Raw genomic sequence first — 25,819 nt, 5'->3', positions numbered from 1 at the left:
CGGTGCGCGGCGCAGCCCGTGCAGGGGGGATCCGGCAGCCTTCGGGGGCGACGGCAGGCAGGGCGCGGGGGAGGGCGTCAGCCATACGGTCGGGAAATTCGGCGCGCCGGCGACTCCCCCTTGGGCCGACCGGGTCGAATGTCCGCACTACCCGTGTCGGGAGACAGCAGCGTCGTTTCTTCGCCAGAACGATGCGGAGATGCTGTCATCGTCTGCCCCTTCCCCGGCGGCCTTGCACGCCCTGGCGTCGGCGGGTGATCCGTCACAACTGCTGCCCGCACGGGAGCAGATGGCCTTCACCCTCGGCTTTCACATCATTCTCGTACCGTTCGGTGTAGCTCTGACCGCCCTCATGCTGATCGCGAACTACCGCGGACTGCGCCACGGCGACCATGACGCCCTGCTCCTCGCTCAGCGCTGGTCGAAGGTCGCTGCGGTTCTCTTCGCCGTCGGCGCCGTAACCGGCACTGTCCTGTCGTTCGAGCTGGGGATCCTGTGGCCAGGGCTGATGGGCACGTACGGCGCCGCGTTCGGCTTCCCCTTCGCTGTCGAAGGGCTCTTCTTCTTCCTTGAGGCCATCTTTGTATCGATCTACATCTACGGCTGGAACAGGCTGCCACCGTGGGTCCACTTCTGGACGGGGGTGCCGGTCGTGCTGTCCAGCATCGGCGGCGCTGCGGCCGTCGTCGCTGCGAACAGCTGGATGAATCAGCCCGGGGGCATCACCATGCGCAACGGGCAGGTGGTGGAAGTGGATCCTGCCGGAGTGTTCTTCAATGGAGCCTTCTGGTTCGAAACGGTCCACATGCTGCTGGCGGCCTACATCGTGGCGGGCCTCACGGTGGCGGGCGTGTATGCGGTCGGCATGCTCAAGGGGAGGCACGACCATTACCACCGTGTCGGATTCCTCACCGGTTTCCTGGTGGCGGCTGTTGCGCTACCCGTGCAGATCTTCGTCGGCGACCTGGTGGCCCGGCAGGTGTTCAACAAGGAGCCGGCAAAGTTCGCGGCAATCGAAATGCTCCCGACGACGGGGACCCATGTGCCGGAGACATTGGGTGGGATCCTCGTCGACGGTCGGGTGAAGTACGGGCTTCAGATCCCTGATATGGCGTCTCTGCTGGCCGGCTTCAGGCCGTCGACGCAGATCCGGGGGCTCGACGCGATTCCTGAGGCTGTTCGGCCGGCCGATGGCGGCGTCAGCGTCGTACATCTCGCGTTCGACGTGATGGTGGGTACCGCGTTCGTGCTGCTCGCCCTGGTGCTGTGGTTCGTCTGGCTGTGGTGGCGACAGCGTGAAGTGCCGCGGAACCGTTGGTTTCTGCGGGCAGCCGCGCTCAGCGGGATCGTTGCTCTTGTCTCGCTCGAAAGCGGATGGGTCGTCACCGAGGTCGGCCGACAGCCCTGGACTGTGGTGGGACTCCTGCTCACCCGGGACGCCGTGACCACGGTGGGAAACCTCTGGATCTTCTTCGCCGTTGTCCTGGCCCTCTACCTGGCCGTCGGAACAGGTGCCCTGTTGGTTCTGCGCTCCATGAAGCGGCGCTGGAGAGAGGAAGGCGATGCGTCTGTCGACGTTCCCTACGGCCCTTCCGAGCCATTCGCCGAGGCCCACTCCGGAGAAGAGCGCCAGTCATGAGCAATGCGGTTGCACTCATCATGTTCGTCGGCGTCATCGCCTATGCGTTGTTCGGCGGTGCCGATTTCGGTGCAGGTTTCTGGGACCTGACAGCCGGCCCGGCCGACCGTGGCAGACAGCCTCGGCATCTGATCGACGTGTCGATCGGCCCGGTATGGGAGGCGAACCACACGTGGCTCATCTACTGCTTGGTCATTCTGTGGACCGGTTTCCCCTCGGCCTTCACCGCGATCACTTCGACTCTCTATCTTCCTCTCTTGTTCGCGGCACTGGGCATCGTTCTACGGGGCACGGGGTTCGCCTTCCGGAAGGTCTCCTTGCGTACTGCTGAACAGCGGGTCTATGGAGTGATTTTTGCTGTCTCCTCGGTCCTGACGCCCTACTGTTTCGGCAGCGTGGCCGGAGCCGTCGCGTCAGGCAGGATTCCGTCACAAGGGAACGGGAACGCAGTCAGCTCCTGGATCAACCCCACCTCGGTTCTCGGCGGGGTACTGGCGGTGCTCGTGTGCGCCTATCTGGCCGCGGTCTATCTGACACGGGCTGCCCGTAAACAGCAGAGTGCGCAGCTCGAGACGTACTTCCGTCGGCGCGCACTGATCGTCGCCACGGTCACCGGAGCGGTCAGCCTGGCGGGTGTTTTCGTTCTGCGGTCGGATTCGCCCCGTCTCTTCCATCAGCTCAGTCACCGCGGACTACCTCTGATGATTGTGGCGGCGCTGAGCGGAGTTGCCGGCCTTCTGCTGATGAGAGCCGGAAGGTCCCGCGGCTTGCGTGAGACAGCAGCGGTTGCGGTGGCCGCTGTCGTGGCGGGGTGGGGGGTGGCGCAGTATCCCTACCTTCTGGGGACCCATGTGCCGATCGCGGACGCGGCTGCACCGGACTCGACACTATGGGTTCTCGTCGGCGTCGCATGTGCTGCTGTGGTCCTGATCGTTCCTTCGCTGGTAATTCTCTTCGGCATGTACGAGCGTGGGCGCCTGGACGCAGGCGTGTGAACAAGAGTCTCTGCCGTCTCCCATGCTGCCCGGTACCCCGGTCCCGGTTCGCCGTCGACGCGTCCCTTAACCGATCCGCCCGGATCCGAAGCCGAGGCTCCGGTGGCGGAGCGAGTCATTCGGTGTATTTACTGAGACGGCATGCAGTCGGCAGCTCACGACGCAATGCGGCAGGGCCGGAAGTGCCATGCTCCCGTTACCGCGAGTTGGGCGCACCTGGCGACGGCCGACGTCGGCCAGGAGAATGCCGCGCTCCTCACCCATGGTGACGCGGACCGCATCATGCCCGTACGAGAAAACCGCCGGCCGACTGCCTCCACTGATCAAGGACCTCACCTTCGTGAGGGTGGAAGCGGTCCGCACAACGAAGCCCCGACACCGGCGGAGGTTGTCACCCCGCGCTGCTGGACTCCGTGAAGGGATGAGCGTCCTATGGCAGGAATCAGCGGTCCGGCCCGGCACCTGCGTGGCCTCCTGGCGGGGGCCGCCGCAGGCGCTGCCGGGACCACGGTCCTGGACTCGGTCGGGTACCTCGACATGGTGATCCGCGGTCGAGGAGCGAGTACGACACCCGAGGTCACCGTGGAACGGCTGTCGGAGACCCTGCACGTTCCGATCCCGGGCGACGAGAAGGCACGGGAGAACCGCGTCAAAGGTCTGGGCCCCCTGACCGGTATCGCAGCGGGTGTGGGGATGGGCGCCCTGCTCGGCCTCGCTCTCTCCTGCGGCTGGCGGCCGGGCAATGCGGTCCTGACCGCCACGGCGACCACGGGGGCGCTGATCGGGACCAACGGCCCGATGACTGTGCTGCGCGTGACCGACCCCCGCACGTGGTCACGCTCCGACTGGGTCGCCGACATCGTTCCGCACGTGGCCTATGCGCTGGTCACCGTCGCCGTCGTCAGGGGTCTGGAACCTGGCCCGACGGATCACACCGACGGGATCCGAGCGGGAGTTCGGCGGTGCGGCGCCGCGCTCCGGCACACCCGGTGCTCGTGACCGACGGGCACGCGGGAAGCGGCACGGGCAGCTTCGCCCCGCCGCGGACCGGCCCGCGTCGTCAAGTACACGGTGGTGGACCTCAGCGTCGCCCACCTGGCCGGACGGCTCCCCCGGGCAGCGGCACACGGCGTGCGCGCAGCCGTCCGGCTGCCGCGTCGAACATCGCCTTCAGCCCGTAGGGCAGCCCGGACCCGCGCGTCCGGCCACACGCTCAGCAGCTCCCGTACCTCGACCGCGGTCATCACCGGGTGAGGCGTCGCCCCGTGTCCCGACCACGAATGGGACCGGCTGACCTCTGCTGCCGGGCCGCCGTGCATACCGCGCGAGGACACTCCAGCAGCCCAACCCGACTGGTCGGTGACCCGCGATGCCAACAGGCTGACCCCGGGGGACCTACGATCACGTTGGGAATCCGCAGAACATGACACCCTCGCAACGGCGCCCGATAGCCCGCAGGACTCGCTACGGCACCATGGTCGCGCTCCTGGTGGCCATCAGCGCAACACTCAGCGCCTGCGCCGACCGCAGCGACCGCGTCGCCGACAGCAGCCAGGCGGCGGCCGCCGGGGCCAAACAGATCCCGACCGGGTACGTGCCCTGCGGCAAGCCGCCGGTGAAGCTGGAAAAGATCGACCAGGACTTCCTCGACACGCTCGCTGCAGCGGGCGGCACCCCGCTGTACGAGCAGTCGTACAAGGACGCCCGGGAAGTGCTGAACAAGCTGCAGGCCGGTCCCGTGGACATGCTGCCCGCGCAGATCAGTGAGCGGACCGTGCCCGGTGGTCCGACCGGTCCGGTGTCCATTCACGTCGTCCGCCCCGACGGTGTCCAGGGCGATCTGCCCGCCATCGTGTACATCCACGGCGGCGGCTGGGTGCTGGGCAACTTCATGACCCACGAACGCCTCGTCCGGCAGATCGCCGACGGTGCCCGCGCCACCGTCGTCTTCGTCGACTACACCCCCTCCCCCGAGGCCCAGTTCCCCGTCCCGGTCGAGCAGGCGTACACCGTCGCCAAGTGGGTGGCCGACCACGGCCGTGAGATCGGTGTCGACCCCAACCGGCTGGCAGTCGCCGGCGACTCGGTGGGCGGAGACATGACCGCGGCCGTCACCATGATGGCCAAGCAGCGCGGAGGCCCTCACTTCAAGCAGCAGGTCATGCTCTACCCGGTCGCCGACGCCGACTTCGACACCGCCTCCTACAACCGCTTCGCCGAAAACTGCTGGCTCACCCGGCCGGCCATGAAGTGGTTCTGGGACGCCTATGCGCCCCGCGTGGCCGACCGCAGCAACCCGCTGGCCTCTCCGCTGCACGCCACCGTCGACCAGCTGCGTGGCCTGCCGCCCGCCCTGATGATCACCGACTCCGATGTGCTGGTGGACGCGGCCAACGCCTATGCCGCCAAGCTCCGTGCAGCCGGCGTCCCGGTCACCTCGTCCCACCACAGCGGCGTCACCCACGACTTCATGATGCTCGACGCACTGGCCGACACCCGGGCCGCCAAGCAGGCCGTCGCTCAAACCACTGCGACTCTGCACGAGGCGCTGTACGCACCGACCGACCCCGGCCCCGGCAAGTAACACGCAGTTCCTGGACTCATACGTGCTGGGGGAGCAGGGCGATCACCACGGACAGCGAGGCAATGCCCGCGACCGTCGACAGCATCAGAGTCGATCCGGCGACTCTGGACTGCACTCCGAAGGGAGCGCTGAATACCAGCCCGAAGAACCCGCTGGGAATTGCGGTGAGCAGCACGGCCTCGGTGGTGCTGAGCCTGTCCAGCCCGAGGAGCAGGCACAGCCCCCAGACGAACAGCGGCATGAGCGCGTTCTTCGCCACGATGCCGTACGCCACGTTCGGCCCGAACGACACCTTCTGCGCGGAGAGCAGGAGCCCGGTGAGGAACAGTGCCGCACCCGCACCGGCCTGACCGATGGGGGTCAGTGTCTTCTCGACCAGGTCGGGCATGTGCACGCCGCAGAGCACGAGCACGATGGCGAGCATCGGGACCCAGAAAATGGGCCGTCGCACCGACTTGCCCAGTGCGCCGCCGAACCGGGAGAGAGTGGACCCCTGTGCATTCGGGCCCAGCTTGGAGTCCTGCAGCAGGGCCAGACTGAACGGCACAATGGTCACAGCCCCGACCGCCAGACCAATGGCCACGGAGATTGCCCCACGGGCGCCGACCACGGCGGCGGACAACGGCAGGCCGATGGAGGCATAGTTCGGGAACGCGACGGTGAGGGCTTGCACCGCGGCCTCCCCCTTCTGCAGCCCGAACGTACTTTGCTGCAGGACGAGAGTCACGCCATACACGACAGCCATGGCAACGACGGACACCACGATGTACCCGGCGTGCGCAGTGATGTCGGACCGGTCCGTGGAGGAGATCGATACGAACAGCGACGCCGGGATGGCGAAATCCATGACCAGCTTGTTGATCGAGGAAACGTCCCGGTTGTCGACGTATCCGCGCAGGCCTGCGCCGAACCCGAGGGCGAGGGCGAAGAAGACGGGGAGCAGCGCCGTCGCGATCTCATAAACCATGCAAAAACTATAGACTTCTACATGAATCACTACGGAGAATGACTTTCGCCTAGATTTGCATGAATGTGCGGTGAGGTCGCCCGTACGTGCTCACCCGGCGGTCGAACCCGGACACGACGCCGCTGTGCGGTCGCGGCCGCGACATCCATGGGCGAACCGGCTGACATGGACGCCGGATGCGGCCGTTGGGATCAAGGCGCACCGGACGGGGCGTCAGCTGCGGGGCGGGGCGCACAAGGTGGCGAAGAGTTGGAGCCAGGAGCCCCTCCCGGGCCGGTTTCCGGGAGGGGCAGCGTCAGCGCCATACCCCTCGGGCAATAGGGCCGGCACGGTGCCGAGCCGGGTCCGGATCGTGGCGATGCCGGCGCGGCGGGGCGGACGGCGGCCAGTGAGCCGAGGCGTGCATGAGCTCGTGGGTGTACGCGGCCAGGGCCGGGCAGGCGGTTTTGGCCCGAAAGTCTCCGGACGGAAGGTACACGGAGGGGGTCCTGCCGGCCGAGGCGCGGGCGACCTTCCCTCCAGGAGTCCCGCGGGGCCCGCGATGGCCGAGTCGGCGCTCCGACCGCGAACACGGGTGCTGTCGGCACCACTCACGTCCGTCGACGATGCCAAGTCGCCGATGCGCCCATGCGTTCAACTCCTTGCACTTGCACGGCAATTACCGGGTCTCCTTGCTTCACATCTTGACGTGCCTGGTTCAGACCTTTAGGTTCACCGATCACCACCGTTCCATGAATGCACTCGACGTTCACATGTCTGGACGGGCCACGCACCTTCCGTCCCGATGCCTGCACCTGCGCGCCACGCTCCCACCCCCACCGTCGGCCACGCACGAAAGGCTGTGCCCCTCGATGGCCGGACATCTCCTTCCGCGCTCCACAACGCTGCGCGCCACCCTCTCGACAGCGGTACTCGCACGCTGCTCCGGAGTCACCGGCTGACGGACACGTCCGCCGCTCCCACCCCCCACCCCGACCCGCACAGGAGATCCCACCGTGCCCGGATCCAAGAGAGAAACCGGCCGTCGCCGGATACCGAAGCTCCTCACCCTGATCGCCCTCGTCGCCACGGCCGGAACCGGTGTCGCGGCCGCCTCGCAGGACACAGCGACGGCGCAGGCCGCCGCGCTGCCGACCAGTTGGGCCACCGTGGTCAACGTGGGCAGCGGCAAGTGCGTCGACGCGCGGGCCGCGGGAGCGGTGAACGGCACCGTCGTCCAGCAGTACGCCTGCAACGGCAGCCAGGCCCAGCAGTGGCAGTTCGCCGCCACCTCCGGCGAATTCACCCAGGTCGGCAATCGCACCGACGCCACCAAGGTCTGGGACGTCACCGACGTCTCGACGGCGGACAGCGCGCTCGTGCAACTGTGGACGTACGGCGGCGGAAACAACCAGCAGTGGCAGGCCGTGGCGGAGTCCAGCGGCGCGTACCACTTCGTGAACCGCAACAGCGGCAAGTGCCTGGACGTGCCGAGCGCCTCGACCGCGGACAGTGTGCAGCTCCAGCAGTACGCCTGCAACGGCAGCGCGGCCCAGTCCTTCCAGGTCAACGCCGCGGACCCCGAACAGCCGCCCGGGACACCGGACCTCGGCCCGAATGTCACCGTTTTCGACCCGTCCACACCCGCTGCCACCATCCAGAGCAGCCTGAACGCGGCCTTCGCCCAGCAGGAGACCAACCAGTTCGGCACCGCCCGCAAGGCCTTCCTCTTCAAGCCGGGCACCTACGACGCCGATGCCAATGTCGGCTTCTACACCCAGGTCGCGGGGCTCGGCCTCTCACCCGACGACGTCACCATCCGCGGTGCGGTACACGCCGAGGCGGACTGGTTCCAGGGCAACGCCACCCAGAACTTCTGGCGGTCGGCGGAGAACCTGTCCGTGACCCCGACCTCCGGCACGGACCGCTGGGCGGTGTCGCAGGCCGCCCCGTACCGCCGGATGCATCTGCGCGGCAACCTCCGGCTGGACGACGGCGGTTGGTCCAGCGGCGGCTACATGGCCGACACGAAGATCGACGGTCAGGTCAACTCGGGTTCGCAGCAGCAATGGCTGTCGCGCAACACCGAGTGGTCGAGCTGGACCGGCTCCAACTGGAACATGGTCTACGTAGGCGCCAGGAACGCTCCCGCGAACAGCTTCCCGAGCCCGCCGTACACCACGGTCGACCAGACCCCCGTGTCGCGTGAGAAGCCCTTCCTGTACGTCGACCCGGCGGGCGCCTACAAGGTGTTCGTGCCCGGCGTACGCACCAACTCGTCCGGCACCTCATGGAGTTCGGGCACGCCCGCTGGCACGTCCCTGCCCCTCTCCGACTTCTTCATCGTCAAGCCGGGCGCGACGGCCGCACAGATGAACGACGCGCTCGCCCAGGGCAAGAACCTGCTGGTGACGCCGGGTGTCTACCACCTCGACCAGACGCTCAAGGTGACCAGAGCCGGCACCGTGGTCCTGGGCCTCGGCCTGGCGACGCTCATTCCCGACAACGGGATCACCGCCATGACGGTCGCCGACGTCAACGGTGTCCAGCTGGCCGGGTTGCTGATCGACGCCGGCACCACGAACTCGTCCCAGCTCCTGGAGATGGGGCCGAGCGGATCGTCGGCCGACCACAGCGCCGACCCCAGTTCCCTGCACGACGTGTTCTTCCGCATCGGCGGCGCGGGCGTCGGCAAGGCCACCACCACCCTGACCATCAACAGCAACGGCGTCATCGGCGACCACCTGTGGCTGTGGCGCGCCGACCATGGCAGTGGCGTGGGCTGGACCAGCAACACCGGCGCCACGGGGCTCGTCGTCAACGGCAACAACGTGACGATGTACGGCTTGTTCGTCGAGCACTACCAGAAGCACCAGACCATCTGGAACGGCAACGGCGGCCGCACGTACTTCTACCAGAACGAGATGCCGTACGACCCGCCCAACCAGGCCTCCTGGATGAACGGTTCGACGCAGGGCTACGCCGCCTACAAGGTCGCGGACTCCGTAACGAGTCATCAGGTTTACGGATTCGGCAGCTACTGCTACTTCAACGTCAATCCGAGTGTCACCGCCGAGCATGCCATCGAGGCGCCCAACAACGCGAACGTGCGTTTCAAGGACATGGTGACGGTCTCGCTGGGCGGCACCGGGACGATCCGGCACGTCGTCAACGACCGGGGTGGCCCGTCCAACTCCACCTCCAACGTCGCCAACCTCGTCAGCTACCCCTGATACTCAAGAAAGGATCGTCGATGGACATCAGCACGGACAACAGCAGATCCGGTCGGGCGCGTGCGACCCTGTGGGTCCTCGTCCTGCTGGCGACGCTGCTCGGCCTGGCAGCACCGCCCGACGCCCGCGCGAGCACGGCGGCAACGCCGTTCAAGGTGCTCGCCCTCTACAACGGCACCTGGGACGCCGCGCACATCAGCTTCGTCCACGAGGCCAACGACTGGTTCCCCGAGCAGGCCACGCAGAACGGCTTCACCTACACGGCCAGCAACAACTGGGACCTGCTCAGCAACGGTGGCGTGAACGCCTACCAAGTCATCCTGTTCCTCGACGACTTACCGCAGACAGCCGCCCAGCGGTCCGGCTTCGAGCAGTACATGCGTGGTGGCGGTGCCTGGATGGGCTTCCACGTCTCCGCCTTCACTACGGACGCACAGTCCTGGCCCTGGTATCACAACCAGTTCCTCGGCAGCGGCACCTTCAAGTCCAACACCTGGGGTCCGACCACGGCCGTCCTGAACGTCGAGGACCGCACTCACCCGTCCACCAAGAACCTGCCCGCGACCTTCACCTCGTCGGTCAGCGAGTGGTACAGCTGGTCCAACGACCTACGGCAGAATCCGGACATCAAGATCCTCGCCTCGATAGACCCCAGCAGCTTCCCGCTGGGAACGGACCCCAACCAAACCTGGTACAGCGGCTATTACCCGATCCTGTGGACCAACACGCAGTACAAGATGCTGTACGCGAACTTCGGTCACAACGCGATGGACTACGCATCCAACACCGCGCTGTCGTCGACGTTCGCCAGTGAGACACAGAACCGGTTCCTGCTCGACGGGCTGAAGTGGCTGGGCGGGGCCGGAGGCACCGTGCCACCGGCGGACCAGATCTCCGAGACCGCCTGGTACTCGCTGACGAACGCCGCCAACGGCACCTGCGTGGACGCCCGTTCCGCCGCCACGGCGAACGGGACGGCGATCCAGCAGTACTCCTGCAACGGGACCCTGGCACAGCAATTCCAGTTCCGCTCGACGGACAGCGGATACACCCGGATCACCATCCGGGGGAACCCGCAGCAGGTCATCGATGTGACCGACCGCTCGACCGCCGACAACGCGCCACTTCAGCTGTGGAGTTACGGCGGCGGCCAGAACCAGCAGTGGCAGCCCGTGAAGGAGAGCAGCGGGCGTTACCACTTCACCGCCCGGCACAGCGGCCAGTGCCTGAGTTCCGGGAGCTCCTCGGCGAACGGCGTCCAGCTCACCCAGCGACCCTGCGACGGCTCCTCCGCGCAGAGCTTCACGCTCACAGCCCAGCCCTGACCGCTCCACCTGCCGGTGCCCCTCGCCGCTGATCCGCGGCGAGGGGCACCGGCCCGCTCTCACGACGGCACCCACAGGGGCGGCCGGGTGCCAGATCGAGCAGTCAGCCACGGTCAGTCGGGGTGTAAGGCGGTGCAGACACCCGCTGACAGGCTTGGCCTTGCCGTGCGACCGCCCACGCAAAACGCTCGGCCGGGAAACCCCAGCCGAGCGCCTGCATTAACTGCTCACCACCACACGCAGTGATCACGTGTTGCGACGATCCCTGGAATCCGCCCTCGCGGCGGGGGCGTTGAGGGCAGTGGCGGATCTTGCCGAACAGGCCCCTGGTCCGAGGAGGGCTCAGCGCTTGAGCGTGAAGGTGAAGTCGCCGGAGAGCTTGCCGCTCAGCCGGACTGCCGAAACGAGTTTCCCCTCCGTGATCAGTCTCTCGACCTCGGCCCGCGAAAGACCGCAGCCTTCAGCAATCAGTCGCACCGGCCGGACAGGGATCCGCGCCGCAAAGCGGACCGAGATGTCGATCACCTCGCGGTCCAGGTGATCCGATCCGCCGGTGTCGAGGCGCCAGGCGTCGTCCCAGTCGAGGGCGATGCGATTACGGCGCCGCACGACCGGATCCTGGAGCAGCTCAGCCGTCAGGCCTGGGTCGTTGTCATGCAGCCGGTCCAGCAGCTCAGGTCGTACGGAGCGCACATTCATCCGCTCCAGGACCGTGAGCTTTGCCGTGTCCCCGCAAGCGGTACAGAGCACGAGGAGCCAGGCGTCGAGGAGCTTGTGGTTTGCGTTGACGCGAAATTTACCGCTTGCCCGGAAGCGCTCGGACGCGCACGCGTGGCAACGGCGGAGAACGGTCGGCAGGCAGGTGGGCATGACCACCCAGTTATTGAGCACAGAAGTACACCGGTTTCAGTGAGAAGTCCGCAGCAAAAAGGAGCGCGGCGCACATGCGCGACGCGCGACACATCAGCTCTCGGGAGGTCTCACAGGGTGTACAACGGCACGTCCTTCACCAGACGACTTGACTCGGCAGCACGGTAAGGCAGCACAGCGGCGCTGCTCCACTGGTTTTCGAGCGCCTCTCCGCCAGGTTCTGTCCGGCGGATCACGGACGAGGCCGGAGCCAGATCGCGGCGACGGTGACGGTGCCGTGGAAGACGTAGGCCCGCTACCTCGTGGCCACGACCCGGAAGTTCTTGAGCCTGTTCATCGTCCGCTCCACTACGTTCCTACGCCTGTAGATCGTCGTGTCGAAGCCGGCGGGCCGACCGTCTTTGCTGCCCCGGCGATTGCGGTTGGCCCGCTGGTCCTTCGCCTCGGGGATGGTGTGCTTGATGTGGCGTCTGCGCAGGCAGCGGCGGTTACGGCGCGAGTGGGACGCGTCGCCCCCGAGGTGATCGGGGCGGGTGCGAGGATGCCCGCCGTCCAGGCGGACGACGCGGATGCCTTCCATGACTGGAATGAGCTGCGATGCGTCGCCCCACTGCCCTGGTGTGATCACGAATGACAGCGGGCGGCACCCACCTTCACCGGACGGGTGAAGGCGCGCAGGAACGTGCACAGCGTGGACGGGGGAACGGATTCCACCGAACACGGCCGGCATAGCACCGCGGCGCAGAACGTTCCGGTCGTCGATGTTGTCCGCACCTGCGGCCGCGGCCGTGTCAGTGGGGGGACCTCGCCGGCAGCCATGGTTCGTGCCATCGCGGGTATCCGGCGACGAGCTTGCTCGCCCCCGCCGGTCCCCAGGTCCCCTGCCGGTAGCGCTCGGGGTCGCCGGGCGCCTCCAGCAGGGGCTGGACGATGCGCCACGTCTCCTCCACCGAGTCCTCCCGGGTGAACAGGCTCGCGTTGCCCTGCATTGCATCACTGAGCAGGCGCTCGTACGGTTCGGGTGCCTCACCGAGCTCGGCCGCGAAGAGGAGGTCAAGGTCCACGAGCTGCGTGTCCTGCTTGCCCGGCTGCTTGGCCTGGATGCGAAAGTTCATGCCGGGGCTCGGATCGATCCGCAGGATCCACTGGCCGGGCTCGGGCGCGAACCGCTCCGCGAACGCAAGCCGCGGCGGTCGCTTGAACACGATCCGGATCTCGGTCACTCGCTCGGGAAGCGACTTTCCGGCGCGGATGAAGAACGGCACCCCGGACCAGCGCCAGTTCTCGACCTCCAGCCGCAAACCGACGAAGGTCTCGGTGCGCGAGCGCGGCCGCACGCCGGGGACCTGCAGGTACCCGGCGTACTGCCCGCGGACGTAATGGGCCGGGTCGGCGTCGGGGATCGCCCGGAACACATCAACCCGGCGGTCCCGGAGCGCATCCGCATCGGCGGCTGATGGCGGCTCGGACGCCACCAGGGCGAGCAACTGCAGCAGATGGTTCTGCACGACGTCGCGGAGCGCGCCGACCGGGTCGTAGAAGTGGCCGCGGTCCTCGACCCCGAAGTCCTCGGCCATGGTGATCTGCACGCAGGAGACGTGGTCGCGGTTCCACACCGGCTCGAACACGGAGTTGGCGAACCGCAGGAACAGGATGTCCATCGCCGGCTCCTTGCCGAGGAAGTGGTCGATCCTCAGCAGTTGATCCTCATCGAGAAGCTGACGCAGCTCGGCGTTGAGGGCGCGCGCAGACGCGAGGTCATGCCCGAACGGTTTCTCCACGACAACCCGGGCGCCCTTGGTCAGTCCGGCGCCTGCCAGGCCGCCGACCACCCGGCCGAACAGCGACGGCGGGATCTCCAGGTAGAAGACGGGGCGCCGCCTGCCGTTGACCGCCCGGGCGAGGCGATGGAACGTCTCCGGGTCGGCGAAATCGCCCTGCACATAACTGAGTCGGGCGGCGAACCGGGCAAAGACGCTGTCGTCCAGCGGCTCGCCCGTTGCCTTGATCGCCGCGCGGGCGTGGTCACGCAGCGCGTCGTCGGACCAGTCGTCGCGCGCCACTCCGACGATCGGGCAGGTCAGCAGCTTGCGCCGCTCAAGCCGGTAGAGCGAGCGGAACGTCATCTTTCGCGCGAGGTCGCCACTGATCCCGAAAATGACCAGCACGTCTGCGGGAACGTTCGACGAGTTCGAAGCCATCTGATCCCCCTTACGGAGCCGGCACGGCAATAGGGTCGGGCGTCATGGTCATTCTGGCGACTGGGCGCCTGCGCGAGCAGAGCCTCGGCCGGCCGCCGCGTCCGCGAGGACGAGCGACGCCGCCGCCTCGACCCGGCCGGCGGGAATCGACCGGTCTCCCGCAACGAGCCTCGCGAGCGGTTCGCGCTTGTCCGCTCCGGTGATGAGCCAGAGCACCTGCTGGGCGCGAGCGAGCGCAGGGTAGGTGAGTGTCATGCGCTGGTGGCCCAAGTAGGGCGCCGTCAGGGCCACCAGCCGGTCCGAGACTTCGAGCACCGGGTCCCGTGGCACCAGCGAGGCGGTGTGCCCGTCCGGGCCGAGGCCCAGGTGAACGAGGTCGAAACGCTCGGGCAGCGACCGCCCGTAGGCGGCAGCCGCCACGTCAAGGTCGGCGTCGTTCACGGGCATCGCGATGACCTCGGCCGGGGCCGCACCGAGGCTCTCCCGCAGGTGGGTGAGGTTGCGGTCCGGGTCGCCGTCGGGCGCGACCCGCTCGTCGACCTGGAACACCGCCACGTGCTCCCAGGGGACGCGCTCATGTGAGAGCCGCGCGAACATCGCCCATGGCGTGTGCCCCCCGCTGACGGCGAACGTGAATCGGCCGTGGGCCTGCACGCAGGCCCGGGCCAGCCGCGCCACGAACGCCGCCGCGGTGCTGGCGACCGCATCGGGGTCGGCGACGACTTCGAGTTCGTGATGCACAGCCCTCAGCCGTTCCTTTCGTCGTGCCCGCCGAACTCCGAGCGCATCGCCGAGAGGATCTTGGCGGTGAACTCCCCGGCCTCCCTGGACTCGAAGCGCTCGTAGAGCGAGGTGGTGATGACCGGCGCCGGGACGCCTTCGTCCACCGCGGCGAGGACGGTCCAGCGGCCTTCCCCGGAGTCGGAGACCCGCCCGGCGAAGCCGTCGAGGGAGGGCGAGGCGGCGAAGGCGTCGGCGATCAGGTCGACCAGCCACGAGCCGACGACCGAGCCGCGCCGCCAGACCTCGGCCACCTCGGCGACGTCGATGTCGTACTGGTAGGCCCACGGATCGCGCAGCGGCGTCGTCTCCGCGTCGACCTCTTGCCGGCTCTTGCCGGCGTTCGCGCGCTTGATGATGCTGAGGCCCTCGGCGATCGCGGCCATCATCCCGTATTCGACCCCGTTGTGGACCATCTTCACGAAGTGCCCGGCGCCGTTCGGCCCACAGTGCAGGTACCCGAGCGGGGCGGTGCCTTCGGTCCGGGTCCGCCTCGGCGTCGGCTCGGCGCTCCCCTCGCCGGGAGCGATCGACTTGAAAATCGGGTCGAGATGGGCCACGACCTCATCCTCGCCGCCGATCATCAGGCAGTAGCCGCGCTCCAACCCCCAGACCCCACCGCTGGTCCCGCAGTCAACATGGTGCAGCGACTTGTCGGCAAGACGCTTGGCACGCGTGATGTCGTCGCGGTAGTAGGAATTGCCGCCGTCGATCAGGATGTCGCCGGGCTCCAGCAGCGGCTCGAGTTGGTCGAGGATGGAGTCGACGATCGCAGCCGGAAGCATGAGCCATAGGACCCGTGGCTTGTTCAGTTTCGCAACGAAGTCCCGGAGCGAGCCTGCGCCCGTCGCGCCCTCACCAGCCAGTTCGGCGACGGCGGCCGCGTTGACGTCGGACACGACGCAACGGTGGCCGTCTCGCATCAGCCGACGCACCAGGTTCGCCCCCATCCGGCCGAGCCCGATCATCCCGAGCTGCATGGGCTTCTCTGTCGCCATGTGGCGCCTCCTGGTCCTTGAGCGTGCGGTAGTGCCGGATCAGCGCGTTCGTCGACGAGTCGTGGCCGAACTCAGGTTCGGTCGCGCTCTCGAGCTCCGGGATGATCGCGACAGCAAGCACCTACCGGGCTCGACGCCCCACTGGTCGAAGGAGTCGATCCCCCAGATCGTCCCCCGGGTGAACACGCTGTGCTCGTTGAGCGCGACCAGCGTGCCGAGCCCGTCCGGGGTGAGCACTTCAGGCCAGGCCCATATTGCACGTCGTCCGGACTTTGCCGCCCCGGATCAGGGCCAGGAGGGTTAGCCCGACCGGTCCTGGGGCGCCGAGCCGGGACAGCACCTTCACGACCACGTCCACGACTGCGCCCGGGGTCGCCGGATGCGGGGTCGGGATCCGGATCCGCTCACCGATGAGGCTGCCGAGCTCGAGGGCAGAAGTGCCTCCGTCACTGCCCGCTCCCCTCAGGGGCTCGCCCAAAACGTGTTGTGTGAACGTTGGACGTTAAGGGCTGTCGTCGTAACCCCTGGCGGGCGCACGACGACAGCTACCGCACCTCGCTGCGTTGTCGGAACGCCCGAATACGCCCAGTAGGAGGACGCCCCTCCGCCTTGCGATGCACCGCATCCGACGCCGCGCGCTGATCCACCAGGGATTACGGGACAGCCCTTGGGCCCCGCAAGAGCTTCGCTACATAATTTTTGATATTTGCACATATCACCTATGTCCGCTATACCGCCCTATAGGGTTATATAAAAAGCTAAGGGGTATATCCAAGCATTGCGTGCCTGCAAGGACATCAGCCTTCCCCTCCGTTCGAGAGGAACGCGACTGCGACTGACGCCGGCCGCGACGGTGCCCTCCAGCAACTTTCGGAAATCAACGACTCGAACCCGTCCCGCAGGTCCCCCGCATCCATGCGCCGCTACCTCTCCCCACCCGGACGTGCCGCGACCAGAGCTCACGGAGGCGTGATGCCGACCCGACCGATCCGCCTGCTACTTGCCGACGTCGACGGCACTTTGGTCACGAGCGACAAGCTCCTCACCGACCGCGCAGTCCAGGCGGTCCACAAGCTCCACGACGCCGGCATCCTCTTCGCGGTGACCAGCGGGAGACCACCCCGCGGCATGTCCATGATTATCGAGCCCCTGGCGCTGACCACTGAACTCGCCGCCTTCAACGGTGGTCTCATCGTCAACCCGGACATGACCGTTGTCGAACAGCAGGTCATTCCCGTGGAGGTGGTGGCCCCGGTCGTCGCGCTGATGGAGTCGTTCGGCCTCAGCGTCTGGATCTACCGGGGCGCCGACTGGTACGTCCGCGATCTCAAGGGGCCACACGTTGATCGCGAGAGCTGGACGGTGCAGTTCGCGCCCACGCTCGTCCCCGGTTTCGACGGGCTCGAGCAGGGCGCCGCCAAGGTCGTCGGGGTCAGCGATGACCACCAGGTCGTAGAGGCGGCCGCGGTCGCAGCGCGCGCGCAGTTCGGCGAGCATGTCTCGGCCGCCCGCTCGCAGCCCTACTACCTCGACGTGACCCATCCGCAGGCCAACAAGGGCGGTGTCGTCAAGTACTGGTCCGCCAAGCTCCGGATTTCCCCCGACCAGATCGCCACGATCGGCGACATGCCCAACGACGTGCTGATGTTCGCCAACTCGGGACTGTCCATCGCGATGGGCAACGCCGGCCACGAGGTCCAGCGCGCCGCGAGGCGGGTTACGACAAGCAACGAGGAGGAGGGTTTCGCGAACGCGGTCGAGCAGTTCATCCTATGACCCGCGGCACCGCATGCCCGAGTCTGCTGATTGCGTTCCTTCAGTCTGTCGCCGCCTGGGCGAATGCACGTACCAGCGGGGTCGTGCGGTCCGTGCGCCAGATCAGGGCCCACCGGACGGGCGGGGCGTCGTAGAGGGGCAGGTGGACGACGTCGGTCTGCGCGTTGTAGCGCCGTCCCTCGTCGGGGACGGGGCAGACCGCGTCGCCTGCCGCGACGAGGGCAAGGATCTCGTTGAAGGTGGTGACGTCCGGGCCGCGGCGGACGGGGCGTCCGGCCGGTGTGCGGGTCGGCAGGACGGCGCTCTCCCAGTAGGTGGGTACGGGGCCTTTCAGGCGAGGGACGATGTGGTCGCCGAGTGCCTCCATGCTCACCGACTCCTGTCGGGCGAGCGGGTGGTCCGCGGCCACCATCAGGTTGAGCGGTTCTTCGCGCAGAACTACACCGACGGTCAGGTCCGGCTCTCGGACCGGCAGCCAGGTGGTGACCGCGTCGACCTCGCCGGCCCGCAAGGCTCCGAACGGATCGCTGAAAAATACTTCCCGGAACCGGAGTTCGGCGGACGGATGCCGGGCCCGGAAGCGGGTCAGGACCGGGGCCATGTCGTGCATCTGTGCGCCCATGACCCCCAGCGTCAGCGTGCCGGCCGATTGGCGGGCGACGTTGATCACCTCCGCCAGGGCTTCTTTGGTGCCCTCATAGGCCGGCTTCAGCCGCTGGAGCAGCACCTCTCCGACGGGGGTCAGCCGCACCTGGCGGCTTGTGCGCTCGAAGAGCTGGGCGCCAATGGCGCGTTCCTGCTTCTTGATCGCCTGACTGACACGGGCGGGGGAAATATGCAGGCGCTCGGCGCTGCGGCCGAAGTGGAGCTCCTCCGCGAGCGTCAGGAAGATCTCTATGTCCCGCAGTTCCATCTTGTCCCCCGATTCCATTCTGGTCCTCGGAATCGTAAACCTCTGGGTTAACGATCGTAACTGGATAAGCCGTTGTTCTTGGGCTGCCCCCCTAGCATGCTGGTGAACGGGCCGGGAGGCTTCCCGCAGGTGACATGAGCCGGCGCGGGGCGGCAGGAATTGCCCGCTCAAGTCGGCCGACGGCCCGGCAGGCGCGCACCTCATCGTCCGTGGGGCCGCGCCGCCCAGTGCTCGCTCGCCGCGAACCCCCTTGGAGAGATTCCCGCGTGACACCTGATCCGAGCACCGTCCAACCCCTGCCCGCCCACGAGCGTGTCGTCTTCCTCAAGCCACTGGTCGACGGGAAGAACGTCGTGGCGGGTGACTTCACCTACTACGACGACCCCGACGGCGCGACCGACTTCGCACAGCGCAACGTGCTGTACGCGTATGGTCCGGAACGGCTGATCATCGGCAAGTACTGTGCGATCGCGACGGGCACCCGGTTCCTGATGGCGGGCGCCGACCACCCGTCAATGGGGGTGTCCACCTTCCCTTTCACCATGTTCGGCGGAGAGTGGACCGAGCGGACTCTCGACCTCGTCACCGGCATGCCCAGCCGAGGTGACACGGTGGTCGGCAACGACGTGTGGTTCGGATACGGAGCCACCGTGATGCCGGGGGTACGGATCGGCGACGGTGCGGTGATCGCGGCCGGAGCGATGGTCACCGCCGACGTGCCGCCGTACACCGTCGTGGGCGGCAATCCGGCCCGGACGATCAGACAGCGCTTCGACGACGGTGACATCGAGCGGCTCACCCGGGCCGCTTGGTGGGACTGGCCCGTCGAGCTGGTGACCGAGCACGCCCGGACCATCATGGCGGGATCCCCCAAGGACATCGGGTGCATCGCCGCCGCCGAAGGTCTGGAGCAGCAGTGACGCCCCGAACCGTCGAGGAGTACCCGGTGTCCGACCGCGAGAGCGGGCCGTACGCGCTCACCACGGGCCCGGACGGCGCGCTGTGGTTCACCCTGGTGCACAGCGGCAGGATCGGCCGGCTGGTCCCGGGACAGGAGCCGACCAGTCATCAACTCGCCCCGGATAGCGGTCCGACGGTCATCTGTAACGGGCCGGACGGTGCGCTGTGGTTCACGCAGTACCGGGGGCACCGGATCGGGCGGATCACGCCCGCCGGCCAGGTGACGGAGTTCGCGCTGCCGACCGCGGAGTGCGGGCCCTTCGGCATCGCGGCGGGGCCGGACGGCGCGCTGTGGTTCACCGAGACCGCCGCCGACCGCGTCGGCCGCGTCACCACCGACGGATCGGTCGCGGAGTACCCGCTGCCCCGCACCGGCGCGTTCCCCTCCATGATCGCCGCGGCTGGGGACTCGATGTGGTTCACCATGAACCAGGCCAACGCCATCGGCCGTATCGGCATGGACGGCCGCATCACGGTCCACGAGCTGCCCACCGAGGCGGCCGCACCGGTGGGGATCGCCGTGGGCCCGGACGGAAGTGTCTGGTTCGCCGAGATCGCAGCCGGTCAGATCGGCCGGCTGACACCCGACGGCCGCATCACCGAGTACGCGCTGCCCGACCGCTCCGCCAAGCCGCACGCGGTCACGACCGACGCAGACGGAACGGCCTGGTTCACCGAATGGGGTGGGAACCGAGTCGGCTCGCTCACCTCCGACGGCACGGTCACCGTCCATGACCTGCCGACCTCGGGTTCCGAGCCGCACGGCATCACCGTGGGCCCGGACGGCGCCCTGTGGACGGCCCTGGAGACGGGCGCACTGGCCCGCATCAAACCGACCACCACCAGAACCACCCTCGCCACCAAGAACACCGAGCAGAGGAACACCCCATGAAATACGCCCTCGTGATCTTCGAGACGGATACGTCACGCGCCCTGATCCAGGCCGACCGCGCCGCCTACCGAAAGGCGTACGAGACCTGGATCGGCGAGCTCGCGGCAGCGGGCAAGCTGGCGGGCGGCGACGCCCTCGACACCGAGCACCAAGGCCCCGTCACCGTGCGCAAGACGGCGGACGGGTCCGCGGCGGTGACCGACGGGCCCGTGCACAGCGGCGAGGAAACCCTCGGCGGCTGGTTCGTGCTGGAGGTGGCCAACCACGCCGAGGCCATCGAGCTGGCCCGCGGCTTCCCCACCCCGGAGGCGCTCGAAGTCCGCCCGATCCTCGAATCGGCCTGAGCGCCATGCGGCCCGCGACGCCCTCTGCCCGGACACCCGGCGTGCCCGACCAGCACGACATACCGGGCCCGGAACGCTGTATCCCTTCACAGGAGTTGATTTGAAACTGACATCGGTGAGCTACCGACCTCTGACCGGCCCCGAGGAGATCGATCTCTTCTGCCGGCTCTCCTACGTCCTCGACCACGAACTGACCGCGGACTTCGCCGACGGCTGCCGCCGCCCCGAGTGGGCATGGGTGGCCCTGGACGGCGACCGTCTCCTCGCGCGGCTCGCCTGGTGGACGACCCCGGGCGGTGACGTCCCGCTGCAGTTCGACTTCTTCGACATCGACGACACACTGCCCCGGGCCGACCGCGACGAGATCGGCCTGCGGCTGTTCGAGACAGCGACGGCGACCGTCTTCCCGGCGGGCGCGAAGCTGCCGGAGTACGGTCGCTTCGTCCCGCCCGACTGGCACGAGGACCCCGCAGCGCGCGAGGTGGTCGAATCCCGCACGCGCGTGCTGGAGAGCACCGGAGCACGGCTGCTGGTCGAGCGCCTACGGCTGCAGTGGACCCCGTCGTCCCTGCTCCCGGAGTCCAAGGGGCGTCTCGTCTTCCGCCCGGTGACCGACCGTGAGGACCTCCTCGCCCTGATGACTCCGGTCATGGAGGGCACCCTCGACGCCCACGGCCAGGCGGACCTGGCATCCGGACTGAGCCCGCGCGAGGCGGCGGAACGGCACTACGACGGAGAGTTCGCCGGGTTCAAGAGTCCGCACGAGTGGTGGCGCATCGCCGAACTCCCCGACGGTGGCGGTCCGGTGGGCTTCGTGGTCCCGGCCCGCAACAGCTACCACCCGATCATCGCGTACATCGGTGTCCTGCCCGCACACCGCGGCAACGGCTACATCGACGAGATCCTCGCCGAGGGCACCCGTATCCTGGCCGCCGAGGGCGTCGACCGGATCAGGGCATCGACGGACCTCGGCAACGTTCCCATGGCGAACTCCTTCGCCCGCGCCGGATACGTCAACTTCGAACGCTCCCTCAACCTGGTCTGGGACTGACCCTGCCGCGGGCCTGACCCGCGATGCGGATCAGGCCCCTGCCCGAAGGCCGTCACGGACTCAGCGGCTGACCGTGGTCTCCCGCCCGATGCATGACAGCCTCTTCGAACTCGGCTCGGGCGCACCGAGGTTGCTCCTGACGCACTTCCTCCACGCCGGGCCCAGGCTGCCGCTGAACAAGGTCGGTTTCATCTTCGACGGAGGGCGCCTCACCGCCGACCAGCTCCGCCAGATTCGCCTCGATCCTGCACAGCACGACATGCGGGCCGTCCACGACCTCCCCGGATGGCGGCAGTTGATGGCACCGCGGGCCTTCTGGTCCAGCAGCTCACGGCCAAGGGCATCGGCGTGGACCTGCGCCACTCGGCGCCCCCCACCAGTGCCGGCCTTGCGTCGGCCTCGCCGGAGGCCGCACACGCGCACCGCCGTTGACCTCGACCACACGTGCCCCACGGAGTTTCTCTGCCGGCAGCTCCCTCCTCCACTACTCGGTGATACCGTATAGTGGTACTCGGTACTACGCAGTACCACTAGGGCCGAGGAGGACGCGCGATGGACGACCTGACGGAGATGCTGAAGGGCACGCTCGAAGGGTGCGTGCTCGAAATCATCGGCAGCGAGGAAACCTACGGGTACGCCATCACCCGCCGGCTGAACGAGCTCGGCTTCGCCGACGTCGTCGAGGGGACGGTCTACACGATCTTGCTGCGACTGGAGAGGAACAAACTCGTCCAGGTGACGAAGCGACCATCCGGGGTCGGTCCGCCGCGCAAGTTCTACGCGCTCAACGACGCCGGACGCGAGGAACTCGCGAAGTTCTGGACGAAATGGCAGTACGTCTCATCACGCATCGACAGGCTCAAGGAGGGCGGGAGATGAACTTCTGGGAGACCATCACAGGCAGCGATCTCACCAGGGAATGGAAGGCGTTCGAAGCCCGGGCCGAGGCCCTGCCGGACGAATACCGGGCGGCGTGGAAACAGATCAAAGTCCACCTCTTCCCCCATGGAGGCTTCACCGGCCGCAACCTGATGCCGATCCTCGACGCAGCCCTGGGGCTGCTCGAAGAAACAGCGGCCGACGGGCAGAGCGTCCACGAGGTGCTCGGCGACGACATCCGAGGCTTTTGCACGGCACTGGCTGGTGGAGAAGGGGCCCGAACCTATCGCGACCGGTGGCGCGAGCAGTTGAACAGGAACGTCGCAAGGAAATTGAGCCGGCTGGGAGGCTGACATGGGCATCCAGGACATCATCGAGGGCAAGAAGCAGTGGCGGGCGCACATGGCTCGAGTCAAGGCGCTCCCGCCGGACTACCAGATCGTCTACAAGGAGATGCAGAAATACCTGTTCAAGGTCGGACCGATCGACCTGCCTGACGGGCCCCTGCTCCCCGGGATCGTCGACTTCTTCGAGGAGGGCGCCGCCGCGGGCAAGGGGGTCTTGCAACTCATCGGCAACGACGTCGCCGCGTTCTGCGACGACCTGGTCAAGGACTCACCCACCTATGCGGACGCCTACCAGGAGTCCATCAGCAGGGAACCCGGCACGGCCGAGAAGTAAGCCCGCACGCGGGTTCGTTCGCCTCGGCGCAGCGCGAACAGGCGCGGACCGACCGGTCACCGGAAGCCGCCGCAGATCCTGTCCACCGAGGTGGTCGAGCAGGCTGGCGATACCTGGCCCGGCGGTGCGTGGCTCTCCTTCATGGTGCGTGGCCAGCACGGTCGTGGCTGCGCGGCATCGAGTACATGACCGCTGATCGGCGTGGCTTCTGGGAAGAACGCGGCTATCACAACATCGCCGACCCGTGGCGGCCGCAGCGTTACTCCTACCAGGAGGAAGAGGACGACGGCCCGCACCTGCCTGGCGGATGAGGCAACCACTGTGCGCCCCACGATCCAGCCGAGCAGCAAGGCCCTCAAGGAGATGGTGCGGACACGGGTGGTGCGCATGCCGGCCCTTTGTCCGAGGGGGACGCCGCCCTCGCGACGGTCGCCCCGGGGGCCTACTCGCTGACGAGCTGCCCCGCGATCGATCTCGGGGCGTGCCGATCTGGGGGTTCGGCCGGCTGGTGGTTCAGCAATCGCAGGTCGGCCCGTTACTCGTACCGGTACTTCAGCGAGTCCGCCTCCGCCTGCTCGATGTCGGCGATCGTCAGCTCCGGCATCCGCAGTTGGGCCAGCGTCACCTCGGCCGAGGCCGGCTGGGCGTCCGCCGACAGCCACTCCTCCGGCTTCCAGGCCCCGCTGCGCAGCAGCGACTTGGGGCAGTGCGGGTAGACCTCCTCGATCCCCAGCACCAGCGCACTGGCCGGCGGCTTGCCCACGGCGGTCAGCTGCGACAGCAGCTCCGCGCGGGTGGAGACGCAGGCCCGGCCGTTCACCCTGAGTGTCGTGGTGCGCCCCGGAATGACGAACAGCAGCCCGGCCCGTCCCGTGGCGACGACGTTCTGCAGGGTGTCCAGACGCTTGTTGCCGGTCGCGTCGGGTATCGCCACCGTCCGTGCGTCCAGGACGGCGACGAACCCGGCGGGACCGCCGCGCGGGGAGACGTCACAGTTGCCCTCGGCATCCGCGCTGGCGACCAGGACCAGCGATGAGCAGCCGATCAACCGCCGAGTCTGCTCGGTGAGTTCGGTCATCTGCTTCCGCACGGCCGCGTCGCTGGGAAGTTCGTAGACCCGGCGCAACGCCTCCTGGCCGGGCACGGCGTCGAGGCGGAGCGAGTCGAAGGCACTGCCGGCAAGGGGTGTCGTCATGCCTTCGACCCTAATGGGCCGACCTGCGATTGATCTTGGTCGGTGAGCGTGGGGACATAGAGACGGCCTCTCGAACCGCTCCGCCGCACGGCCGACACCACAGCAGCAGCCAGAGGCAGTCCACAGTGAACGCCGGGCGACGGGAACGCGCAGAACACGAGCGGCGGTGCCGAAAGGCAAGCGATGGAGCAGCAATCATCGAGTACGCGGTGTCACTCCACGCCACGCAGCTTTGGGAGGTCCAACAGCTCGGCGGTCGGCGGCGCACTCAGCAACTACAGGATTCTGATTACTGGTCAATAAGGTCAACAAAGCGTCAGCAAGTGTCTGATCAGACCTGGTCACAGGCGCCAACACTCAAGTACCGATCACCCAAGGACCAGCCCACGCCGGGCACAGCTGCGTCCCCTCACCGTACCGACGAAGGGACGCAGCGAGGACGACGACGACTCGCAACACGCACATCACACCAGGTCAGCGCACTCGACCGCGCGGTTTCAGCGCGACAGGCGGCAGTTCGGGAGCGGGCAGCCGATCGCCGTCGTAACCCTTCACCTCACCGAAGCGGGAGCTCTCCATCCAGCTCCTCCGGGCCTCCTCGATCTCCTCGTGGGAACGGCCGATGAAGTTCCACCACATGACGATCTCTTCCTCGAACGGCTCGCCGCCCAGGAGCATGAGTCCGGCGTCGGAGTTGGCGCGCAGGGGAAGTTCGCTGCGGCCGCAGCCGAGGTAGAGCATCGATCCGGGCTGCAGCGGCACACCGTCGACCTCCGCCTCGCCGGACATCGACAGCACTGCGTACTCGAAGTCGGGGTCGAGCGGCAGTCGCGCCTCGGCGCCGCCCGCCAGGGCGACGTCTGCGCCGACGATCGGGGTGTAGGCCGTGCCCGGTGAGGTGGCGCCGTCGAGTTCGCCGAGGATCACCGTGGCGGTGAGGCCGGGGGCGGTGACGGTGGGCAGTTCGGTGTGGTGCTGGAAGTGCGGCTCGACCTGCCGGTGCGCGTCGGGCAGGGCCACCCAGAGCTGGGCGCCGTGCAGAAAACGGGCGTGCGACTTCGGGCTCTGCTCGGCGTGGCTGATCGCCCGGCCGGAGGTCATCAGCCCCAGTTCGCGCGGGCGGACCGTCTGCAGACTGCCCAGGCTGTCTCGGTGCAGCACTTCGCCCTCATGGAGCCAGCTGACCGTCTGCAGACCCATGTGGGGGTGCGGCGGGACCTGCATCCCCGCCTCGTCGGCGATGTCGTCGGGGCCGTAATGATCCACGAAGGCCCAGGCGCCGACCATGCGCCGACCGAGATTGGGCAGCAGCCGGCGGACCTCGGTGGACTCGCCGAGCTGGACGTGGCGCGGAGCGAGAAGTTCACGCACCGGCTCGGCGACGACGAAACCCCGCCCTCCGCAGACGGAGAGTGCGGCCTGGCGATCGAGATTGCTCATGGCGCTCAACCTATTCCCGTGCGGGCGTGGGTGGTCGATACCCACGCCGAGATTTTAGTGGAATGTTCAACCATTATGCTGTGTTGTCAACGGTGAACGAAGGGCTGGGCGGATGCG

The 25,819-nt window shown here is 67.7% G+C and carries 25 protein-coding genes and 3 pseudogenes; 17 read left to right on the top strand and 11 right to left on the bottom strand.

Annotation, left to right across the window (positions count from 1 at the left end):
• Positions 1 to 199 precede the first annotated feature (199 nt).
• The 4 genes from ACIA8E_RS12805 to ACIA8E_RS12790 all read left to right on the top strand — a co-directional run bounded on the left by ACIA8E_RS12805 (position 200) and on the right by ACIA8E_RS12790 (position 5,218).
• Positions 200 to 1,639 (top strand): cytochrome ubiquinol oxidase subunit I, encoded by a 1,440-nt coding sequence (locus ACIA8E_RS12805; RefSeq protein WP_399297605.1) that lies wholly within the window; start codon positions 200 to 202, stop codon positions 1,637 to 1,639.
• Positions 1,636 to 2,634 (top strand): cytochrome d ubiquinol oxidase subunit II, encoded by a 999-nt coding sequence (locus ACIA8E_RS12800; protein WP_399297318.1) that lies wholly within the window; start codon positions 1,636 to 1,638, stop codon positions 2,632 to 2,634. The genes ACIA8E_RS12805 and ACIA8E_RS12800 overlap by 4 nt, the downstream gene beginning before the upstream one ends.
• 432 nt (positions 2,635 to 3,066) lie before the next feature.
• Complete coding sequence (locus ACIA8E_RS12795) at positions 3,067 to 3,633, top strand: hypothetical protein (RefSeq protein WP_399297316.1); 567 nt, start codon at positions 3,067 to 3,069, stop codon at positions 3,631 to 3,633.
• A 424-nt stretch (positions 3,634 to 4,057) separates the two neighbouring features.
• Positions 4,058 to 5,218, top strand: coding sequence for an alpha/beta hydrolase (locus ACIA8E_RS12790; protein ID WP_399297314.1), 1,161 nt, complete (start codon positions 4,058 to 4,060; stop codon positions 5,216 to 5,218).
• 16 nt (positions 5,219 to 5,234) lie between these two features.
• Here the strand turns inward: ACIA8E_RS12790 and ACIA8E_RS12785 are convergent, their stop codons facing one another.
• A complete protein-coding gene (locus ACIA8E_RS12785) occupies positions 5,235 to 6,185 on the bottom strand; it encodes an AEC family transporter (RefSeq protein WP_399297312.1) in 951 nt (316 codons plus the stop codon).
• A gap of 1,052 nt (positions 6,186 to 7,237) precedes the next feature.
• On the opposite strand from ACIA8E_RS12785, the gene ACIA8E_RS12780 reads away from it, so the two are divergent.
• The 3 genes and pseudogenes from ACIA8E_RS12780 to ACIA8E_RS12770 all read left to right on the top strand — a co-directional run.
• The gene (locus ACIA8E_RS12780) at positions 7,238 to 9,397 is read left to right on the top strand and encodes an RICIN domain-containing protein (RefSeq protein ID WP_399297604.1); all 2,160 of its coding nucleotides are present in this window, start codon (positions 7,238 to 7,240) and stop codon (positions 9,395 to 9,397) included.
• 20 nt (positions 9,398 to 9,417) lie between these two features.
• Positions 9,418 to 10,722: a ThuA domain-containing protein gene (locus ACIA8E_RS12775; protein ID WP_399297310.1), complete on the top strand. Its 1,305-nt coding sequence runs from the start codon at positions 9,418 to 9,420 to the stop codon at positions 10,720 to 10,722.
• A gap of 176 nt (positions 10,723 to 10,898) precedes the next feature.
• A pseudogene (locus ACIA8E_RS12770) lies at positions 10,899 to 11,001 on the top strand (IS5/IS1182 family transposase); the annotation flags it as partial.
• A 63-nt stretch (positions 11,002 to 11,064) separates the two neighbouring features.
• On the opposite strand, the gene ACIA8E_RS12765 reads toward ACIA8E_RS12770, so the two are convergent.
• The 7 genes and pseudogenes from ACIA8E_RS12765 to ACIA8E_RS12735 form a co-directional block, all read right to left on the bottom strand.
• On the bottom strand, positions 11,065 to 11,592 hold the full coding sequence (locus ACIA8E_RS12765; RefSeq protein WP_399297602.1) for a DUF1062 domain-containing protein: 528 nt from the start codon (positions 11,590 to 11,592) through the stop codon (positions 11,065 to 11,067).
• A gap of 298 nt (positions 11,593 to 11,890) precedes the next feature.
• Positions 11,891 to 12,259: pseudogene (locus tag ACIA8E_RS12760) on the bottom strand (transposase); the annotation flags it as partial.
• Positions 12,260 to 12,383: 124 nt separating this feature from the next.
• Positions 12,384 to 13,793 carry a glucose-6-phosphate dehydrogenase gene (gene zwf / locus ACIA8E_RS12755; RefSeq protein WP_399297308.1) on the bottom strand — a complete coding sequence of 470 codons (1,410 nt, stop codon included), beginning with the start codon at positions 13,791 to 13,793 and terminating at the stop codon, positions 12,384 to 12,386.
• Positions 13,794 to 13,841: 48 nt separating this feature from the next.
• Positions 13,842 to 14,534, bottom strand: a complete 693-nt coding sequence (pgl, locus tag ACIA8E_RS12750) for a 6-phosphogluconolactonase (protein ID WP_399297306.1) — start codon at positions 14,532 to 14,534, stop codon at positions 13,842 to 13,844.
• Positions 14,535 to 14,539: 5 nt separating this feature from the next.
• Positions 14,540 to 15,571: a phosphogluconate dehydrogenase (NAD(+)-dependent, decarboxylating) gene (gene gnd / locus ACIA8E_RS12745; protein WP_399297304.1), complete on the bottom strand. Its 1,032-nt coding sequence runs from the start codon at positions 15,569 to 15,571 to the stop codon at positions 14,540 to 14,542.
• A 39-nt stretch (positions 15,572 to 15,610) separates the two neighbouring features.
• A complete protein-coding gene (locus ACIA8E_RS12740; RefSeq protein ID WP_399297600.1) occupies positions 15,611 to 15,757 on the bottom strand; it encodes a hypothetical protein in 147 nt (48 codons plus the stop codon).
• Positions 15,758 to 15,809: 52 nt separating this feature from the next.
• Positions 15,810 to 16,049 (bottom strand): hypothetical protein, encoded by a 240-nt coding sequence (locus tag ACIA8E_RS12735; protein WP_399297302.1) that lies wholly within the window; start codon positions 16,047 to 16,049, stop codon positions 15,810 to 15,812.
• Between the two features lie 494 nt (positions 16,050 to 16,543).
• On the opposite strand from ACIA8E_RS12735, the gene ACIA8E_RS12730 reads away from it, so the two are divergent.
• Positions 16,544 to 17,347, top strand: coding sequence for a Cof-type HAD-IIB family hydrolase (locus ACIA8E_RS12730; RefSeq protein WP_399297300.1), 804 nt, complete (start codon positions 16,544 to 16,546; stop codon positions 17,345 to 17,347).
• A gap of 40 nt (positions 17,348 to 17,387) precedes the next feature.
• On the opposite strand, the gene ACIA8E_RS12725 is transcribed toward ACIA8E_RS12730, so the two are convergent.
• On the bottom strand, positions 17,388 to 18,278 hold the full coding sequence (locus ACIA8E_RS12725; RefSeq protein WP_399297297.1) for a LysR family transcriptional regulator: 891 nt from the start codon (positions 18,276 to 18,278) through the stop codon (positions 17,388 to 17,390).
• Between the two features lie 248 nt (positions 18,279 to 18,526).
• Here ACIA8E_RS12725 and ACIA8E_RS12720 point away from each other — a divergent pair, with 248 nt between their 5' ends.
• The 9 genes and pseudogenes from ACIA8E_RS12720 to ACIA8E_RS12680 form a co-directional block, all read left to right on the top strand.
• Positions 18,527 to 19,180, top strand: a complete 654-nt coding sequence (locus tag ACIA8E_RS12720; RefSeq protein ID WP_399297295.1) for a CatB-related O-acetyltransferase — start codon at positions 18,527 to 18,529, stop codon at positions 19,178 to 19,180.
• Positions 19,177 to 20,112, top strand: coding sequence for a virginiamycin B lyase (locus tag ACIA8E_RS12715; RefSeq protein WP_399297293.1), 936 nt, complete (start codon positions 19,177 to 19,179; stop codon positions 20,110 to 20,112). Before ACIA8E_RS12720 ends, ACIA8E_RS12715 begins: the two co-directional genes overlap by 4 nt.
• Entirely contained in the window at positions 20,109 to 20,456 is a 348-nt protein-coding gene (locus ACIA8E_RS12710; protein WP_399297291.1) for a YciI family protein, read from the top strand. Before ACIA8E_RS12715 ends, ACIA8E_RS12710 begins: the two co-directional genes overlap by 4 nt.
• A gap of 115 nt (positions 20,457 to 20,571) precedes the next feature.
• Positions 20,572 to 21,507, top strand: coding sequence for a GNAT family N-acetyltransferase (locus tag ACIA8E_RS12705; protein WP_399297289.1), 936 nt, complete (start codon positions 20,572 to 20,574; stop codon positions 21,505 to 21,507).
• A gap of 285 nt (positions 21,508 to 21,792) precedes the next feature.
• Complete coding sequence (locus tag ACIA8E_RS12700) at positions 21,793 to 21,939, top strand: hypothetical protein (protein WP_399297287.1); 147 nt, start codon at positions 21,793 to 21,795, stop codon at positions 21,937 to 21,939.
• A 120-nt stretch (positions 21,940 to 22,059) separates the two neighbouring features.
• The gene (locus ACIA8E_RS12695; RefSeq protein WP_363189592.1) at positions 22,060 to 22,386 is read left to right on the top strand and encodes a PadR family transcriptional regulator; all 327 of its coding nucleotides are present in this window, start codon (positions 22,060 to 22,062) and stop codon (positions 22,384 to 22,386) included.
• Entirely contained in the window at positions 22,383 to 22,739 is a 357-nt protein-coding gene (locus ACIA8E_RS12690; RefSeq protein WP_399297285.1) for a DUF1048 domain-containing protein, read from the top strand. The genes ACIA8E_RS12695 and ACIA8E_RS12690 overlap by 4 nt, the downstream gene beginning before the upstream one ends.
• Position 22,740: 1 nt before the next feature.
• The gene (locus ACIA8E_RS12685) at positions 22,741 to 23,067 is read left to right on the top strand and encodes a DUF1048 domain-containing protein (RefSeq protein ID WP_399297283.1); all 327 of its coding nucleotides are present in this window, start codon (positions 22,741 to 22,743) and stop codon (positions 23,065 to 23,067) included.
• Positions 23,068 to 23,231: 164 nt separating this feature from the next.
• Positions 23,232 to 23,378: pseudogene (locus ACIA8E_RS12680) on the top strand (sulfite oxidase-like oxidoreductase); the annotation flags it as partial.
• A gap of 224 nt (positions 23,379 to 23,602) precedes the next feature.
• Here the strand turns inward: ACIA8E_RS12680 and ACIA8E_RS12675 are convergent.
• Together ACIA8E_RS12675 and ACIA8E_RS12670 are read right to left on the bottom strand one after the other, a co-directional pair.
• Positions 23,603 to 24,262 (bottom strand): MSMEG_1061 family FMN-dependent PPOX-type flavoprotein, encoded by a 660-nt coding sequence (locus ACIA8E_RS12675; RefSeq protein ID WP_399297281.1) that lies wholly within the window; start codon positions 24,260 to 24,262, stop codon positions 23,603 to 23,605.
• 474 nt (positions 24,263 to 24,736) lie between these two features.
• Positions 24,737 to 25,702 carry a pirin family protein gene (locus ACIA8E_RS12670; protein ID WP_399297279.1) on the bottom strand — a complete coding sequence of 322 codons (966 nt, stop codon included), beginning with the start codon at positions 25,700 to 25,702 and terminating at the stop codon, positions 24,737 to 24,739.
• Positions 25,703 to 25,819 lie beyond the last annotated feature (117 nt).

It is taken from the genome of Streptomyces sp. NPDC051664, assembly GCF_044453545.1.
In the GTDB taxonomy this organism is placed as follows: domain Bacteria; phylum Actinomycetota; class Actinomycetes; order Streptomycetales; family Streptomycetaceae; genus Streptomyces.
This window is presented reverse-complemented; position numbering and strand designations above follow the sequence as displayed.